Here is a 17,636-nt window from a genome sequence, read left to right on the forward strand (position 1 = left end):
GAGTGAGTCCGAACCCGGACTTGCCCCGCTCGGCGATGAAAGGCATCCGAAAGGCAGGCCGCCTCAGGTGGTGGTCTGCCCGACCTTGATCTGCCATCCGTCGATCAGCGTATCCGGGTCGCCCTCGATGTTCGTCGCGATGCCATCCATCAATCGCTTGTCGAAGCGTGGGTTGAGGTTGAAGAGCTGCGACAGTGCCTCGCTCACCACATGGTTCTTGCCGCCTTCCTGCCGCGCGGCGCCGAGTTCGGCCGCCGTCAACAGCGTCTGCAGGTTAGTCTCGGAGATGCCCCACAGCGTCGCCGTCTCGCGGCGCTCGCCGTCGACGGTGACGAAGATCGGTTTCACGATCGGCTGCTTTGGCGGCTTCTGCTCTTCGCCTTCACCCGGCTTCTCGGGTTCGCCGGGCTCGTGGCCCGGTGGCGTGGTCGGGCTGCTTGACGGCGGACTGGTCGGCGTCGGACCGGTCGATGGGGTCGGCTGGCCCGGCTTGGCCGGGTCCGCTTCGAACAGGCCGGTGAAGCCGTTCCAGACCATCTGCACCACGCTGTCCTTCTTCTCCTGCTCGGTGCCGGCGAGGGCCTTGTAGAGCACCGTCGCCGCCGGCACGACCGCGATGGAGCCGACCGCCGACCATTTGAGGATCTTGGTGGTGGTCGGGAACGCGCCGTTGCGCAACGCCGGAATCTGCTGCAGGCCGACCCAGGTGAGCGTGAGCGCGCCCTGCGCGAAGGCGCCGTACGCCAGGATCTCGGGGCCGGTCTCGAGCAGGCCCACGCCCACCGCGCCGGCACGCCCGGCGCTCAGCAGCCCGGCGTAGTCGCGGTACTTGTTCCAGGCGTCCTTCTTTATCTGGGCCGCTTCCTTCTCGGCCGCCAGCTTGGGATGGGCGCCGAGGTAGTCGTCCTCGTTCATGTTCGCCGCCTTGGCCTTGGCGGTGATATTGCTCTTCACCGTCTCGAGCGCATCCACCTTGTTGTTGTAGATGTAGTTCGCGGCGAGCGTGCCGATCGACAGCCCGTCGGCAAAGTTGCCTGCATGTGTCTGCAGCGAGTTGCCTGCGTTCAGCGGCTTGAAGAAGGTACCCACGAAGGTGTTGAGGCTCACCGCGATGGTCGCGCGGCGACTGACCTGGCCGAGCCGCGTGCTGGGCGAATTGGTGCTGCCGCCCAGGCCTTCCGCCTCCTGCGGATCGACCCCCCCGTTCTTCTTGTTCGAGAAAAGCGTTTCCAGCTTCTCGTAGAGCGCCGCATGCGCATCGCGCAGTTCGGTCCGCTGCTTGGCGGAGTTGCTGAACCTGGCATGCACCTCGGGAAACTCTCGCAGCAACCGAGCCTCGGGCGAGTTGTCGGGATGCGACCGGTCGCCCGCGAGCCGCAGTTCGTCCGCGCTCATCTTGTCGATGCGCAGCAGCAGCTCGCTGCCGATCTCCCTCTTGCTCTTGTTCGGGAACTCGCTGCGCAGCCCGTCGTAGAAGTCGCGCAGTCCCGCCACGCCCTTCATGTACCGGGCGGGTGCCAGCGTCTCGGCCATCTCGCCGGGCGAGCGAATGGTGTGCAGCTGGAAGTTCTTCTCGGAAGGTGCATCCGGCCATGCCTCGCGGCTTGTCTTGAGGGTCTCGCCGAGTTTGGCGACCTCGTTCACCTTGTCGCGCAGCGACTGGGCCTTGGCCTCGTCCATGATCTTGTCGCCGCGCCAGCCGCTGCCGTTGATAACCTTGTTGGCCAGCTTCTCGGCCGTTTCGCGGTCACCGCGCGTGGCCGCGGCCATCGACTCCTTCATGCGCTGCGCCGCGGTGAGATAGGCGGCGCGCCCGAAGCTCGACAGCGGGTAGCTGAGGTAGCCGGCCGTGGCCCCGCCGGCCCGGTCCGCAGGCCAGCCGAACACCGGCTTGATCACCTCGGCGCCCATGCGCGCGCCTGCGGCGAACGCCGCCCATCGCTTTGCGTGGATCAAGCCGTCTTTCGGCTCCGCCGACAACATGCCCTTGATGCCCTGCTTCCAGGTCGGTACACCGGTCGCCGCGGCGAGCGCCGCGGCGTCCCTCGCGTTGGGCACGCCGATCGGCAGCACCTGGTTCTCGCCGTTCACATGCACCGCACCCGCGATCTCGTCTGCCGCAGCCTTGCGGCGCGCGCTCAGCGGCAGCTTGGCCGCATCCGGCTGCACCCGATGGACCCAACCGCCGCCATTGCGCGCAGCGGCCGCACTGGCCTCGGCGAAATTGTCGTAGGTGTCGCGGTTGCGGACCCGCACGCCGCCCTTCCCGGCATCGACGGCGTCGGGCGAGGCGTCCCTGTTGGCATAGATAGTGTCGCGCGGGCCAAGCTTCGAGACCACGAAGCGAACGCTTGAGCCCGCCGGCGGATCCTCCATCAACGCGGCAGTGACCGCAGCCTCGTCGGCCGACGGCTGCAGCGGTTTGGCATGCGGATCCTGCTGCCCCGCCAATTGCTGCCGCCGAATGAGGCCGTTCGCGTGGCCGGCCACGCTGGCCCAGCTGCGGTTCCGGCCCAGCGTCGTCGGCGGCAGCGGCACGCCGTCGGCATCGAAGCCCGCAGTGCTGCGGCCGCCGGCGGCGGACGAAGCCTGCGCTGTCGGGTTCGTGGCGGGCGGCCGCGCACCCGTGCTGCCGGAAGGCAGCGATGCCGAAGGACCCGAGCCCTGCTGCCCTTGCCCCTGCGGATTGACCGGCTGCTGCCCCTGCCCGCCCTCTCCACGCGCGCCGGTCCCGCCCTGGTTGTTCGCCGATGCCTGCGCGCTGAGTTGGCGCACGGTCGCCTGGCGATGCGGCGAGCGCGTGAACGGCGCATTGGGCGCCTGAACGTCCGCGCCGACGGCCAGGGACAGCTGCTGCTCCTGCGACCTGCGCGCCGATGCCGGCACCGAGCCCGGCCCCGGGTCCGGCCCCTCGCCGGAACGGCGCAGGAGCAGCGAATGCACTGGGGCCAGCGGCGCATCGGGCACCTCCGCCGGGATGAACGGAGCGCCGTCCGGATGCAGCACGCGGACGTTGTCGGGCCGCGGCTCGCTCGGCGGCGCAGGCTGTTCGCGGAAGGGCAACAACGGATCTTCCGCAGCTGCGGCCGCGATCCGCTGCGGATCGTCCACTACCGCGGGGTTGCGCCGGCTGGCCAGCGGCACGACATTGCTTCCGTCCGGCGCGCCTTCGTTGACCTGGGTTGCATGCGTGGCCGGCGGCATCTGGCCCTGCGCAGTGTTCACCATCGGCTTGACCGCGTTGTGCACGCGAACGTAGCCGCGTGCGAACACCGGCGAGGCGAAACCGGCGAGATTCAGGCCCAGCATGCCGAGCTGCTTCTCGCGGTCAGCGGAGCTCATGTGCTCCCAGTTCTCGATCGTGTAGCGCGCACCTTCCTCGAAGGCAACAACGCTGCCCACGCCGAGCGGCTTGGCCGCCGCCGCGGCTGGCCGCCCCCATGTCGCGGCGCTTTCCGCATAGCGCTTGACATCGGCGAGGTGCTTGCCGGCTGCGGCCGCATCGCCCGCCTGGCCGGCCGTCGTCGCGGCTTTCAGCGCACTACGCGCGCGCATCGCCTGCATGGTGGCGCGCGTGGAGGCGCCGACCACCGGCACGCTGACCGCCGACAGCCCGAGGTTGAGCCAGTCCAGGCGCGCCTGCGTGCTAGTGAGCGGATTGATGTTCTGGCCGTGGCTGCTCTGCCTGACCAGGCTCTCGGTGGAGGTCGCAATGCCATAGCCGGCAGCCAGTGCGGCCGCCGAGCCGGCAATGAGCATCACGCCCGGTGCCGACAGCGTGCCGAGCGAACCCACCGTGAGCACGACGCCGGCCACGACGCCGGCGACGCCGGCCACGACGTCGAGGTGCGACTTGCGCCTGAAGGTCTCCCAGCCGGTCTCGGTGCGCGCATCGCCGCTGAAGAGCTTGACGTTGCCGTCGGCATCGAGCGTGAAGTTGCCGTCCTCCGGCGTCACGAGGTTCACGCCTTCGACCGGCAGGTTGTTGTTGGCGCGGTAGTCGTCCAGGCTCTCGTACTCCCAGCCCTGCTCGTCGACGTACTTCGCTTCGCCCGGCTTGGTCTCCACCTTGAACAGCGCGGTCTTCACGATGCCGCCCTGCTCGCCCTCGATGCCGTAGACCACCGGCAGCACCATCACCCTGGCCTTGTCGCCGCCCAGCTCGACCAGCTTGTCCACCGTCTTGTCAAGGATTTCCTTCTGGTCCTTGCCGAGATTTCCGAACAGGTTCTGCGTCTGCTGCAGCCGCTCGTTGTTGGCCGGCGTCGCCGGATCGAGCGCGATGTCGGGCGTCCAGCCGAGCGCGATCGCGACCTGGTTCGCGAGCTGCGTGCGGTTCTGCATCTGCGTGAACTGGCCGCCGTACTGCACGTAGTGGCTGTTGATGATGGACTGCGCCATCAGCTCCGGATCCTTCATGAAGAGCTTGTAGAGCTCGGCGCCGTCGCCATGCTGGTCGGGCCGCAGGTTCTGGGCGATGAAGTTCTGCTCGCGTGCGCTCGCGCCCTCGGTGGCACCTGCCGCCAGGTAGCGCTGGGCAATGTCTGCCTTGCCCTGCGCCGCCTGTAGCGCCTGCCAGGTGTCGCTGCCGGTCTCGGCGAGCGACGGGTTCTCGCGCTTCCATTTGTCGTGCGCCGCCTGGGCCGTGCCGAGATCGCGCTTCGCGCTCGCGGTGTGGAACGTGTTGTGCGAGCCCAGCCAGGTGCTGCGTGCTTCGACCGCCTTGGCGCGCGCGTCGCTCTCCAGCTCCGACGGCGGCTTGGCGTAGCACACGGGCTGCGCACGGCCCGCGCGCTCGTTGGCCTCGTAGAGCTGGCGCGTACGGCTGGCTTCCTGCCACAGCAGTACCGCATCCACCGCCGCCTGCTCGTTCTTCGCGATCGTGAGGCTCGAGTTGGCATCGTCGAGGGCGTTCTTCAGCGCGGTGCGATCGCCGGTGCCGGCGTCGTAGGCGGCCTGCGCCTTGTCACGCTCGGTGGTTGCGGTGCCGACGTTCTGGTCCACCGTCTTCTTGCGCTGCGTGAGGTCGTCGCCCAGCCGCAGCGTCGGCACCGGCTTGCCGTCCGGACCGATCAGCGGCTCTTCGCCGGGCGCGGGCGGGGCCTCGGCCTTGGCATCGCGCAGCTGCTGCTCGACCGTGCCGCGTTCGCTGCGCGCCTGCGCCAGCCGCCCGTTGCCGAACTCCGAGGTGTCCCACAGCCGCGCCGTGGCAGGATTCATCTTGTACTCGCCCTCGCGCACGACGAAGTTGCGCATGTCGCCATAGCGCTCGGACTTCTGCCAGCCGACGACATCGGAGTCCTTCTTGACGATCACCGTGTAGCCGCCGCCGCATTGGTCGAAACGCACTTCGATGTCGTCGGGCGAGAGTCCGCGCGGCAGGCCTTCGGCAATGACCTTGCCGTCCTTGCCGGGCTTGATATTCCAGGTCGGGTCGTAGTTCTCCGGGTAGACGTCCGCCGTGACCGACTCGCCGTTCTTCATGAACATCGACAGCTTCGGCTTGGCGAAATCGGTCTGCCCGTACTGGTTCTGCGCCGCGTACCAGTCGCGTTCGGCGTCGATCAGCTCGAGCTGCGTCTCGTAGTCGCGCACCGTGAGCTTCGCCGTATCGAGCTCGTCCAGCGCCTTGTCGCGCTCGGCCTCGGTCGCGGTGCTGCCGGGTGCAGTGAGCTTGTCGACCTTGTCGGACTTGGCCTGGTAGTCGCTGCGCGCCTGCGGCAACTGCTCGTTGCGCATCTTGTTCTCGTCGGCGGCCGAGAGCCTGGGCTGCGATTCCTCGTGCTTGTTCTGCGCCTCGCGCGCGGTCTTGCGCAGGCCCTCGAGTTTCGCCGCACCCACCGGCTTGCCCGCAGCCTGGTCGCGCTCGGCGCTGCGCAGGTCCTGCATCGCCTTCAGCGCGTCAGCCTCGGCTTGCGCGGTGCGCTGCTTCTCCAATGCCGCGCCGAGTTGCTGCGGCGTGGCCGGCGTGGCGGCCACCGGCCCGATGAAACCTTCCGGCCGCTTCGCGGTCGTTCCAGCCTGGGCTGCCGCCACGCCGGCATTGGCATCGGCCAGCCGCTGGTTGATGGCATCGGCGTTGTCGAGGTAGCGCCCGGCGTCCAGCCTGGGCCCGCTGCCGTCGGCGCCGCCGATCAAGTCTTCCTTGACCTTGGCCAGCGCGGAGCCGGTATCGCCCACGCGTTTCGTATCGGCCTCGCGCTTGTCGTGCGCGGCCCAGAGGCGGGAGGTCACGGGGTCGAGTTCGGTCTTCTTGTCGCCGTCGACGTAGTAGTACTTGCCGTCGCTCGCCTGGACCTTCTTGCCCTCCTCGCTGCCCGGCTTGGCCCAGAAGGCAGGGTCGTAGCCTTCGGCCTCGACGGTCTTGGTGGTCGTCTTGTCGCCGTCGCGCTCGGTCACCGTGTAGGTTCCGGGCCGCACCTGCGACTCGGCATTCCAGGCGCCCTCGGCGTCGGTGTACTCGATCTCGGCGTCGCTGCGATCGAGCTTGGCAGCCTCGTCGTCGGCGAGCGCGCGCATGTAGCGCTGGCCATCCTGCGCATCCCGCAATGCCGCGTCGGCCTCGGCGATCTTGGCCGGGTCGCCGCCGGCCACCACCTGGTCGTACTTGGCGTTCAAGTCCTTGACCTCGAGATCGGCCGCACGCGCGTTGTAGTCGGCGTTGACCGCGCCAACGACATTGGTGTTCGGATTGGCCGGGTCCGCCGGGTCGCTGGTGCCGAAGGCCTTGATCAATCCGTCTAGCCTGGCGTCGGCCCGGTTCGCCACGCCACGCAGGCGCGCGGCCTCGTCTTTGGCGTTCTGCTTGGCGGTGACGATGGTGTCGTTGCCGCCGGGGCCGTCGCCGAAGCCAGCGGCGTACTGCTCGGCCTTGTCGGCCGCGGCATCGGCATCCGTCGCTTCGGTGCGCGCATCGGCGACCTGCTTCTTGCCCGACTGGTTGACGTTGTACTGCTCGCTGCGCAGCTGGCGGATCTCCGGCGTCTCCCCCTTCACGCCGGCCTGTGCCTTGTCGATGTAGGCGCCCATCTGCTCGGGGTCGAAGACGCCTCCCTTGTCGATGGCCTGGTTGATCCTGGCGGCCTCCTGATCGATGGCGGCGTTCGAGTCCTTGCCATCGGCCTGCGCCTTCAGGCCCGCGGTGCGCATGTCCTGCTGCGCGGCGTCCAGCCAGTCTGTGACCGCGACGTTGAGCGCCGCCTTCTCTTCCTTGCTGCCGTCGCCGCCCCGGGCCTGCGCGTCGAACACCGGCTTGGCGGCCGCCTGCGCCTTCTCGAGCAGGGCCTGCGTGCCTGTGCTGGGGGCCGGCTGGTCGGCGCCCTGCGCGCCGGCCGCGGGCGCATACAGCGCCTGCGTTTTCTGCGCGGCATCGACCTCGCTCTGCGCCGCGCGGGTGGCTTCCGACGGATCGCTCGGCGCGCGCCGCTGGCGCACGTCGTCGAGCTTGGAATTGGCGAGCGTCTCTTCCTTGGTGCGCAGATTGGCGGTGGCTTCCTTCTTCAGCGCATCGAGCTCATCGGTCTTGGCCTGCGCGCGCAGCTTCGCCGCCGCGTCCTGCTCGGCCTGGGTCTGCGCCTTCTTCGCCTCCGCGGCGTCGGCCAGCTTTCTCGCTTCGTCGGCTTTCTTGCGCGCCTCCGCGGCCAGCCTTCTGGCTTCGGCTGCGATCCGCTGGGCTTCTTCCGCTGCCCGGCGCGCGGCCTCTTCGGCGCGACGCCGCTGCTCCTCGGCAGCCCTCTGGGCCGCCGCGTTGTCGATGGCGGCCTGCGAGGCGCCGGACGATGAATGGGCAGGTGCAACCATGGCAACTCCAGTGATGCGTGGGTTCAGGAAAATGGAAAGGGACAGCGCACGGCAGCGTCACTCCTGGCCCTGTGCCCAGCGCAGCAGCTTGGCCACCGGTGCATAGAGGGAACGCGGAATGGCCTGGTCCACCGGCACTTCGGCGTAGATGCGCTCGGCGAGCTGCGGTTCGAACTCCATTGGCACCAGGCCTTCGCCGGCGAAGCGCCGGATCTGCGCGGCGGCCTCGCCTTCGCCGCGCGCGATCACGCGTGGCAGGTCGGTCTCGCCGAAATACTGCAAGGCCACCGCGACGCGCGCCGAATGGATCACCGCCGAGGCCATGCGCACGCGGTCGGAGAGGCTCGCATACACGGCCTCGAAGTGCGCCGAGCGCCGCCGCGACTGGTTGATGGGATCGCCTTCGTTTTCCTTGTATTCCTGCCGGATGTCCTCGATGGACATGCGCTGCTGCTTCATGAACTCGTAGTGCTCGTGGGCGTAGTCCACCAGCGCCATCAGCGCGTAGATCAGCACCGCCCAGCCGAAGGCGACCAGCGTCATATGGGCCGCGGCGGTCATGATCGCGGCCGGACGCGCATAGCCCAGCTTGAGCGAGGTATCGACGAAGCCGCGCACCACCAGGTACATCAGCGCCGCAAGCAGCATCGTCTTGATGCTCATCTTCAGCAGGTTGATGAGGTTGCGCGTCGAGAAGACGCGCTGGAAGCCCTCGGCCGGGTTCAGGCGGTTCATGTCGGGCTTGAGGCGTTCCCAGGCCGCGACGCCGCCGACCTGGAACAGCGAGCCGACGATGCCGGCCGCTGCGGCGATGCCCATGATCGGCAGCGTGCCCCACACGAGCGCCTCGCCGGTGTGCAGCAGCAGCTCGCCGAAGCGGTCGTCGGGCTGCGTCAGCAAGCTGGTGCTGGTCGCGTGCAGCCAGAGTTCGCTCAGCAGGCTGTAGATGGCCTCGCCGGCCAGCCAGATCGAGACCACCACCACGGTGAAGACGGTGGTCGACGCCACGTCGGCGCTGAACACCACCTCGCCGCGCTTGCGCGCATCGCGCAGGCGCTTGGGTGTGGGCTTCTGGTCTTTCTCGGCCATGGTCGCTACAGCGTTGCCCTCAGAAAGTCGAGCACACCGTTCTCCGGCCGCAGGAATTCCTGCAGCGACTCGTACACGAAGAAGAGGAAGAGCAGCATCATCAGATGCGCCAGCAGGCTCTTGAGCGGCTGCGAGAACACGAACACGTTGAGCTGCGGCGCCACTCGGCTGATGAGGCCCATGCCGAGCTCTACCAGCAGCAGCACGAAGATCACCGGCGCCGCGAGCTTCACGATCCAGAGGAACAGGGTGTCGCCCTGGCGGATCGCGAATTGCTCCAGCACCGCGCCGAGATTCGGGAAGAAGGAGGCGACCGGCCATAGCCGATAGGAGTCGACGACCACGCCCAGCATCGCGAGCAGGCCTCCGGCCGACACGAAGAGCGTGATCACCATCCAGCCCAGGAATTCGCCGGTGGGCCCGTTCTCGTGGCCAGCCACGGGATCGAAGAAGGAGGCGTTGGCGGAGCCGGTCTGGAAGTCGATCAGGTCGCCGACGCTCTGGATGGCCCAGATGAAGATCCCGAAGCCCAGGCCCAGCAGCAGGCCGATCAGTGCCTCCTTGCCGGCGATCAGCACCCAGGTGCCGATGGAAGCCGAAGGCATGTCGCCCGCCACCGGCGACATGAAGACCGCGAGCATCAGCAAGAGGCCGTTGCGCACGATGCCGGTGATCATGCCGCCGGACAGGAAGGGCACGACCGCGAAGATCGCAAACAGCCGCGGCAGCGTGAGCACCACGGCGGAGAAGAGCTTCTCGATGCTGGCGAGTTCGATGGTGTCCATGGCTAGACCATTCGCCGCGCGGCCCAGGCCTGCGAAGCCGTTTCCTCGGCCGTCTCGTCCTGCCGCAGTTCCGTGAGGCGCAGCCGCTCGATGCGGGCGCGCTGCTGCATCTGCTGCGCCTTCTCGAGTTCGCCGCTGGCCGCGCGCAGCTGTAGTCGGCTCGCTTCGAGCACCTGCTCGCGCTGCGCGTGCGCCTGTCCCGCTTGCGCTGCGGCCCGACTGGCTTGTGCAATCTGCGCGTCGAGCGCGCCGCTCCAGGCGCCAGCATGCCGCAGCTGCGCGATGCTGCATTGCCCGCCCGAGAGCGCGCCCACGGTGGCCTGCCAGTGCTGCGCCTTGCTCTGCATCTCCTGCTGTCGTCGGGCCTCGGCCTGCTGCAGCTGCGCATGGCTTGCTTCGGCAGCCTCCCGGTCGCGTGCGACGATGCCCATCGCGACGCTCTTCTGGCGCTCGCGCACGTCGATCAGCAGTTTCCAGTCGATGGCCATCAGCGCTCTCCGAAACGCCGCAGCGCCGCCAGGGATTGCGCATAGGCCTGGCTGGTCTCCGGCGGCTGCGACAGGAAGTCGAGCATCGCCGGCCGCGCCGCGATGGCCTCGTCGGCCAGCGCATCGCTGCCCGGCTTGTATTCGCCGATCTGCACCAGGAGCTCCATCTCCTGGTACTTGGCGAGCAGGCCGCGGAAATGCGCGGCCGCGGCGCGGTGCTCGCGCGACGCGACCAGCGGCATCACGCGGCTGATGCTGGCCAGCACGTCGATGGCCGGATAGCGGTTGGCGGCCGCGAGCTTGCGCGACAACACGATGTGGCCGTCGAGGATCGAGCGCACCTCTTCGGCGATGGGGTCGTTCTCCTCGTCGCCCTCGGTCAGCACCGAGTACACCGCGGTGATGGAGCCGGTCCTGCCCTGCCCCGCACGCTCCAGCAATTGCGGCAGCATCGAGAAGATCGACGGCGGATAGCTGCGCCGGGTCGGCGGCTCGCCGCTGGCCAGGCCGATCTCGCGCTGGGCGCGAGCGAAGCGCGTGAGCGAATCGACCAGGAGCAGCACCTTCTTGCCCTGGTCGCGAAAGTGCTCGGCAATGGTGGTCGCGACATAGGCCGACTTGATGCGCTCCATCGGCGGCCGGTCGGAGGTGGAGACCACCATCACGGTTCTGGCCAGGCCTTCGGCGCCGAGGTTGTGTTCGATGAACTCCTTGACCTCGCGGCCGCGCTCGCCGATCAGCGCGATCACGTTGACCTCGGCGGTCGAGCCGCGCGCTAGCATGCCGAGCAAGGTGCTCTTGCCCACGCCGGGCGGCGAGAACACGCCGACGCGCTGGCCTTCGCCCAGCGTCAGCAGCGCGTCGAGGGCGCGGATGCCGGTGGCCAGCGGCGCCTCGATCATGCGGCGCGCGAGCGGGCTCACCGGTTCGCGGTGCACGGGCTGCTGCAGGTGCGTGGCCAGCGGGCCCAGATCGTCGATCGGTTGGCCCAGCGCGTCGAGCACGCGGCCCAGCAGTTGGGTACCCACCGGACAGACATGGCCGCGCCCGGTCGGCAGCACTTCGGTCAGCGCCGAGATGCCGTTGATCGGGCCCAGCGGCGTGAGAATGGCGGTGTTGTTGCGGAAGCCCACCACTTCGGCCAGGAGCGGCGGCTCGCCCGGCGTGACCAGCTCGCAGAGCTCGCCCACGTGGGCCTGGATGCCGGTGGCATCGATCAACATGCCGACCGCCTTGCTCACGCGCCCGCGCATCGCGACCGGCGTGACGCGGCCGAAGGCCTGCTCGAGATCGGCGACGATGCCGAGCGCCGCGTCCGACACCAGCGGGCCGTGCGCGCTCATTGCTGGCCTCCTTCCGCGCGTTCGACCATGCCGCTGCGCTCCATCGCGCGGCGGAAGGCTTCGAGCTGCGCATCGACGCCGATCTCGAGCACGCCGGAGGCCGTCTGCACGACGCAGGCTCCCGCAGGCAGCACGGGATCGGCGGCGAGGCTCACGGTCATGTGCCAGTTGGTTTCGACCTGCAGGCGAGCCAGCACCTCGCGCATGGTCGCTTCCTGTGCCGGCGCCACGCGCACTGTGATGAAAGGCTCGCTGCGGATCAGCGTGTCGATGCGCAGCAGCGCGGCCTCGAACAGCGCTGCCGGTTCCGCATCGGCGATGAACTGGCCCACGGCCTTGACCACGATCTGCGCCATCGACGTGCGCAAGGCGTGCAGCTGCCGTTCGGCGGCCAGCGTTTCGGACACCAGCTGCTTTGCGTACTCGGCCTTGGCACGCTGCAAGCCCTCCTCGTAGCCTTGCCTGCGGCTCGCCTCGGCCTCGTGCACGGCCTGCTGGACGATTCGGCGCGCTTCCTTGCGCGCGGTGTCCACCACGGCCGAGGCATCGAGCAGGGCCGCGTACTCGTTTTCCTTGAGCACCTTGCGCTCGCTCAGGAGCTGCAGGTTCTCGGTGGTGATCAGAAAAGCCAGTCCCATTGCGGCAGTCTTTCGGGAACGATGCACGAGAGCATCAGTTCGTGGAGTTGGCGGGACTGCGGTGGCGCGAGCTGCGGCACACGGAAGTCCGAAATGCGCCGCGGCAGCTTGTGCTGCAGGCGGCGCAGCACGGTGTCGCCTTCGGGCGCGGCTGCGCCCAGCAGCAGGCGATAACCGCGGTCGACGACGACGCGGCCGGTGGCGATGGGACGCTGCTGCACAGCCGCGCTGTCCATCCGCAGTTCGGTGAGCTGCGGCACGCGGTCGAGCACGAAGTCCACCGCGTCGGCATCGAAACGGCAGGCCTGGCGCCGGATCTGCGAGCCGGCACCGCCGCGCAACCTGAAGAGCGGGAGGTGAGCGCAGAAGCCGAGGTAAGCCGCGAGCCTGCGTAGCGAGGCGGCGTCGAGCAGCGCCAGCCGCTTGAGCCGCGAATCGAAGTTGTAGTCGGCCGCCGCAACGATCGGCGCCTGGCCGTGCCGCAGCAAGTCGGCCAGCACCGCACGCCCGGCTCGTCCCAGCCGCGCCGGCGAACGGTGTCGCGCGGGCCAGTTCGAGGGCAGCCAGCTCGGATGCAGGTCGAGCTCGGGATGCAGGTTGAAGCGCATCACCAGGCGCACCAGGTCCATCGGGCCGGGCGCGGCCTGTGGCGGGGTGGGCGCAGTGGCGGCGGCCTGCATCGGCATCAGCGTCGGAAGACCTGGCCTCGCGTCCAGCTGCGCCAGTCGAGGCCTTGCCGGCGCAGGAGCGTGGGCAGCACCATCAGGCACACCGCGGCCGCGAACAGCAGGCCCAGCAGCACCATCGCGGTCTCGGTCGAGAACATGCCGAGGACCAGCGGCCTGGGCACGCCGCCCGCGCCGGCGGCCGAGGCGCTCGCCGGCCTGCGCGTCTCGAACAGCGACAGCGAGACCTGGTCGTGCGCGAGCCCTTCGATGCTGTGCGCCACCATGTCCTTCACGGCCGGCGCCAGCAAGCGGATGTCGACGTCGGGCCGGTGCTTGATGAAGACGGCCGCCGAGGACGGACGGATCTTGTCACCGAGCGGATCGTTGGCCGGGATCACGACGTGCACGCGCGCCGCCACCACGCCGTCGACGTTGCGCAAGGTCTGCGACAGTTCCTGCGACACCGCATAGATGTAGCGCATGCGCTCCTCGGAAGGGGTGGACACCAGGCCCTGCTTCTGGAACACCTCGCCCATGGTGGCGTAGCGCTCGGCCGGCAGGCCCTGGGCGCGCAGCAGCTCCAGCGCGCTGCCCATGCGGGCCTCTTCGACCTCGACCTGCCAGTTGCTGCCTTCCAGGCGGCTCTTGGCTGCGTCGATGCCCTCCGCCGACAAGGCGGCGACGATCTCGTTGGCTTCCTGCTCGTTGAGATTGGAATAGAGCGCGACCTTGCAGCCCGCGAGCGCGAAGAGCAGGACGAGCGCGGCAAACCAGCGAGAGCGCTTCATTGCTGGTTCTTCAGCAAGGTGCCGAACAGGCTGGTGGCAGCGCTCGCCAGGCCCGTGGAGATGTGCATCTTGGCGAACATCATGTGCGCCTCCATCGAATGGTCGGTCATGGCGAACATGGTCTTGATCGGGTCGGACATGTCGATCGACTCGAGCATGCTCTTGCGCATGTCCTCGTAGGAGCGCACGTTCCCCGAGAACTGGGCGGCCAGCGACTGGGCCGCGTCGCCCAGCGCGCTGGGCGCGGCCACCGAGGACGGCGGCGCCTGCACGCCCTGCATCATGTTGGCGAACATCCGGGTCTCGCCCGGATCGAAGCGCGAAGCGGTCGTGGCCTGCTGCTGCGCGGCGGGTCCGGCGAGCTCGGCCGGCGGCGCGCTCGCGGCGGCCAGCACTGTGGGATCGGTCATGGTTCACCTCCTTGGAAAAAAGGCCGCGCGCTACCGAAAAGAAGCCGGCAGCGCGCGGACCCGCTCTTTACGAGGACTTCGCCGATTGGCGGATGTCGTTGCCGGTGGACTTGGCCACTTCGCCGCCGGCAGCGCTGGCGCCGTTCACCGTGTGCGCGGTCGAGGCCGCGCCCTGGATGGCGGTGGATGCCGCCATGCTGGCCGACATCAGCCGCGCGTTGTCCGCCGCGGCCTGGTTCATTTGCTGGATCGAGTTGTCGACTGAGCCTGCCATGTTTCACTCCTGATCAAAGGTTGATGGTTCACTGGGTTGAAGGTCCTCGTCCCGGCAGGACGAGGCATTCCGCGCGGACGCTGGATCGCCGCACGAAATTCGGGGAACACGAGCTGCGGAAGGCTGGCTGCTCATCTCGTCATCTCGCAGGTTTGTTGTTCGGAACGCCGCCGCTCAGGACCAGCCCGTCGGCATCGATGCGCTTGAGTTCGGCGCCGGAGCGCAGCACCGAGCCTTCGTAGTAGCGGTTGCCGTTGGACAGCTGGATGTGGCGCAGGCCGTTACCGTCCTCGGTGATGCTCACCATGCGCGCCGGCAGCACGCTCTGCCAGCCGTCCCACCGCGCGCGCAGCTCGGCGTCCTTGTCCTCGGTCTTCGGCTTCTCCCGGTACTGCACCTTGTCGGACACCAGCACCGAAGGGTGCAGGTCTTCGCCGAGGCGCCGGATCTTCTGCCGCACCGCGCTGTCTTCCACCGTGCCGCTGAGCACCAGCCGGCCCTGGCCCGTGTAGGTGACGGCCACCCCGGGGTCGCCGACATAGCGCCGCGCCTGCTCGACCATGTCCTCGGCCGAATGCACGTTGACGCTGACCTTGCGGCCGAAGGGCGCCATCGCCTGCTCCAAGGCCTGGCGGCGCTGCTTCGATTCGACGTAGCCCTTGACGCTGAACTGCCCGCCCGGCGCGGCGACCACCTCCACTTCGGGGAAAGGCACGAGCGCCTTTTCCACCTCGGCCAGGTTGACGTGGCCGGCGGCGCCGCCTGCTGCGCCGCCGCTGCCGCCCAACAGGACCGCGGCGATGCCGAGCACGGCCAGCAAGGCCACCACGCCGCCTGCCCAGAGACCGAGGCGCCGCGCCCCCTGCATCGGCTGCCGCGCTTCGGCAGCGCCGCCTGCCGATGCATCCGCGGCCGGCGCGAACATGCGGTCCTCCTGCGTGCTCGCGGGGTAGCTGCGGTCGAGCTGGAAGTCGATCTGGCCGACGCTCACGATGTCGCCGGCCACCACGCTCCTGCGCGGCTGCAGCATCTCCTCGCCGTTGAGCCGCGCCGAGGCGGTGCCGAGCCGTTGCATCGCCACCACCAGCTCGCCGACCGTGAACACCAGGTGGCGCGGCAGCACGTCGCTGCCCGGCAGCATCACCTCGCATTCGCCGCCCGAGCCCAGCACGTTGATGCCGGGCTTGAGCACGATGGTGCGTCCCTTCACCGCGCCGCTCAGGAAGCGCAGGCACCAGCCGGCCGCCATCGCCGCAGCGGCTGGCGCGCCGAGGGCGTCGTCGAAGCTCGGCTCGGTGTCCATGCTCAGCCTCCGGGCCCGGACAGGGGCGGTGTCGACGAGAGCGGTGCCGAGGCCGTGGAGCCGGGCACGACGAGCCGCGGCGTCAGCAGGTAGAAGCGTTCCATGTTGGTCTGCTTCTTGTCGGCGTACTTGAAGAGGTTGCCCACGACCGGCACGTCCTTCAGCAGCGGCACGCCGGTGGTCGCGTTGCTCTTCTCTTCCGACGAATAGCCGGCGATCAGCAGGCTGGCGCCCTCGTCGACCAGCGCCTGCGTGTTGACGGTGCGGCGGCGCACGATCGGAATGCGGTCCACCGCCTGCGCGCTCAGGTCGCCGTCGACGATGTCGATGGACATCATCACGCCGCGGCCGCTCTTCTCGTCGATGATCAGCGGCGTCACGCGCACCGCGGTGCCGGCGGTGATGCTGAACAGGCCCGCGTCCTGGAAGCCGTCGACGCGCACGTAGAACTCGCTCAGGTTCTCGAGCAAGGCCTCGGTGTTGTCGAGGGTCATCACCTTCGGGCGCGCCACGAAGTTGGCATCGCCATTGCTGGCCAGCGCAGTCACGCGGGCCAGCAGGTAGTTGCGGGCGCTGTTGCCGATGGCGGCGGTGAACATCGCGCCCAGCGGCGTGGTGACCTGGCCCAGGGCGTTGACGCCGCCGATCTGGCCTGCCTCGGTGGTCGCGCCTTCCCAGTTGAGCGGCCCGCGGTCGCCGCGGCCGGTCTGGAAGTCGCCGTGCCGGCCATGCAGGCGCCAGTCGATGCCCAGGCTGCTGAGGTTGTCGGAGCTGATGTCCATGATCGTGACCTCGATCTCGACCAGCCGCGGGCGCACGTCCATCGACCGGATCAGCTGCTCGTACTGGACCATGCGATCGGGACGGTCGCGCACCAGCACCGCATTCATGCGCGTGTCGGCCTGGAACTGCGGCAGCTCGCTGCCGAAGCTCGGCAGGCTGCCGCCCGAGCTGCCGTCGGCGCTCGGGCCCATGCCCGGCATGTCGATCCTCGGCGCATTGATGCTCTCCCCGCTGCGCAGCTTGATCTGCCGATTGGGACCGACCGAGAACGGCGCATTGGGCGCCCGGCCGCTGCCGCCGGACTGGCTGCCGTTGCGGCCGTAGAGGCTGCGCAGCACGTTGGCCATGCCGGGAATCACGGTTTCCTTGCCCGAGCGGTTGATCTTGAAGTCCGATGCCCAGGCGTACTTGAGCGGAAACAGCCGGATCTCGGCGCCGTCGGCCAGCGCGGTCTTCTGATCCGCCAGCCTTACGGCCTGGCGCACCATCTCGACGTAGCGGCGCGGGCCGGTCACGTAGACGCTGGCATCGCTCTCGCTGATGCTGAGCGGGTAGCGCTCGTCGGAGATGCGCAGGCGCACCAGCGTCTCGGCGATGCGCGCGGCGTTCTCGGCGGCGATCGGCAGCACCTCGCTCTTCGCGTCGGCCGCCAGGTCGACGAACAGGAAGGCGCCGTCGAAATACCAGGTGAGCCCATTGACCGAGCACACGCTGTTGAGGATGTTCTGCGCTGGCCCGGAGAACTTGCCGCTGATGACGCCGCCGACCTTGGGATCGATCACCGCGGTGACGCCCTGCGAGGAGGCCAGCTCGCGCAGGAAGTCCGGCAAAGGCTTCTCGTTGGCGACGATCTGGAAGGGCCGGTTGTTGCCCCAGCGCAGCTCGGCCGCCACGCTTTGCTGCTGGGCCGCGAGCAGCAGCACCAGGACGGCGCAGGCGAGCAGCAGGAAGGCCTGCCGGCGCATGACATCGAGATGCGCGATCATCATGGCAAGGAAGCCAGAGTCTGGAAGGCGCGCTCCGCGAAGCGCATCACGTCGCGGCCCATCCAGCCGGCGGTGGCGATGATCGCGACCATCACCGCGATCATGCGGATCGACTGGCCGATGCTCTGGTCCTGCACCTGCGTCACCGCCTGCAGCACCGCCACGATGAGCGCGGTGAGCGTCGCGACCACCACCACCGGCAGCGAGATCCACAGTACGAGGAGCAGGCCTTCGCGTGTGATGTCCAGGATGTTCTGCGGTGTCATTGCGCGTTTCTTGAT

13 protein-coding genes are annotated in these 17,636 nt (G+C 68.8%); all 13 read right to left on the minus strand.

Features of this window, described 5'->3' with window-relative positions:
- Nucleotides 1–63: 63 nt before the first annotated feature.
- The 13 genes from ACMGEZ_RS15525 to sctS all read right to left on the minus strand — a co-directional run bounded on the left by ACMGEZ_RS15525 (nucleotide 64) and on the right by sctS (nucleotide 17,621).
- Nucleotides 64–7,800 carry a DUF4781 domain-containing protein gene (locus ACMGEZ_RS15525; RefSeq protein ID WP_436823162.1) on the minus strand — a complete coding sequence of 2,579 codons (7,737 nt, stop codon included), beginning with the start codon at nucleotides 7,798–7,800 and terminating at the stop codon, nucleotides 64–66.
- 57 nt (nucleotides 7,801–7,857) lie between these two features.
- Nucleotides 7,858–8,889, minus strand: coding sequence for an EscU/YscU/HrcU family type III secretion system export apparatus switch protein (locus ACMGEZ_RS15530; RefSeq protein ID WP_436823163.1), 1,032 nt, complete (start codon nucleotides 8,887–8,889; stop codon nucleotides 7,858–7,860).
- A 5-nt stretch (nucleotides 8,890–8,894) separates the two neighbouring features.
- Nucleotides 8,895–9,674, minus strand: coding sequence for a type III secretion system export apparatus subunit SctT (gene sctT, locus ACMGEZ_RS15535; RefSeq protein ID WP_436823164.1), 780 nt, complete (start codon nucleotides 9,672–9,674; stop codon nucleotides 8,895–8,897).
- A 2-nt stretch (nucleotides 9,675–9,676) separates the two neighbouring features.
- The gene (locus tag ACMGEZ_RS15540; RefSeq protein WP_436823165.1) at nucleotides 9,677–10,162 is read right to left on the minus strand and encodes a serine kinase; all 486 of its coding nucleotides are present in this window, start codon (nucleotides 10,160–10,162) and stop codon (nucleotides 9,677–9,679) included.
- A complete protein-coding gene (locus ACMGEZ_RS15545; protein ID WP_436823166.1) occupies nucleotides 10,162–11,505 on the minus strand; it encodes a FliI/YscN family ATPase in 1,344 nt (447 codons plus the stop codon). The genes ACMGEZ_RS15540 and ACMGEZ_RS15545 overlap by 1 nt, the downstream gene beginning before the upstream one ends.
- Complete coding sequence (sctL, locus tag ACMGEZ_RS15550; RefSeq protein ID WP_436823167.1) at nucleotides 11,502–12,143, minus strand: type III secretion system stator protein SctL; 642 nt, start codon at nucleotides 12,141–12,143, stop codon at nucleotides 11,502–11,504. Before sctL ends, ACMGEZ_RS15545 begins: the two co-directional genes overlap by 4 nt.
- Nucleotides 12,125–12,829, minus strand: coding sequence for a SctK family type III secretion system sorting platform protein (locus tag ACMGEZ_RS15555; protein ID WP_436823168.1), 705 nt, complete (start codon nucleotides 12,827–12,829; stop codon nucleotides 12,125–12,127). Before ACMGEZ_RS15555 ends, sctL begins: the two co-directional genes overlap by 19 nt.
- Nucleotides 12,829–13,599 (minus strand): type III secretion system inner membrane ring lipoprotein SctJ, encoded by a 771-nt coding sequence (gene sctJ / locus ACMGEZ_RS15560; RefSeq protein WP_436823169.1) that lies wholly within the window; start codon nucleotides 13,597–13,599, stop codon nucleotides 12,829–12,831. The genes ACMGEZ_RS15555 and sctJ overlap by 1 nt, the downstream gene beginning before the upstream one ends.
- Nucleotides 13,596–14,009, minus strand: coding sequence for a hypothetical protein (locus ACMGEZ_RS15565; protein ID WP_436823170.1), 414 nt, complete (start codon nucleotides 14,007–14,009; stop codon nucleotides 13,596–13,598). The genes sctJ and ACMGEZ_RS15565 overlap by 4 nt, the downstream gene beginning before the upstream one ends.
- A gap of 67 nt (nucleotides 14,010–14,076) precedes the next feature.
- On the minus strand, nucleotides 14,077–14,283 hold the full coding sequence (locus ACMGEZ_RS15570) for a hypothetical protein (RefSeq protein WP_436823171.1): 207 nt from the start codon (nucleotides 14,281–14,283) through the stop codon (nucleotides 14,077–14,079).
- A 139-nt stretch (nucleotides 14,284–14,422) separates the two neighbouring features.
- A complete protein-coding gene (locus tag ACMGEZ_RS15575; RefSeq protein WP_436823172.1) occupies nucleotides 14,423–15,586 on the minus strand; it encodes an FHA domain-containing protein in 1,164 nt (387 codons plus the stop codon).
- 2 nt (nucleotides 15,587–15,588) lie between these two features.
- Nucleotides 15,589–17,358: a type III secretion system outer membrane ring subunit SctC gene (gene sctC, locus ACMGEZ_RS15580; protein WP_436823173.1), complete on the minus strand. Its 1,770-nt coding sequence runs from the start codon at nucleotides 17,356–17,358 to the stop codon at nucleotides 15,589–15,591.
- Entirely contained in the window at nucleotides 17,355–17,621 is a 267-nt protein-coding gene (sctS, locus tag ACMGEZ_RS15585) for a type III secretion system export apparatus subunit SctS (RefSeq protein WP_436823174.1), read from the minus strand. The genes sctC and sctS overlap by 4 nt, the downstream gene beginning before the upstream one ends.
- Nucleotides 17,622–17,636 lie beyond the last annotated feature (15 nt).

The organism is Variovorax stachyos (genome assembly GCF_051400855.1).
GTDB lineage: Bacteria > Pseudomonadota > Gammaproteobacteria > Burkholderiales > Burkholderiaceae_C > Variovorax.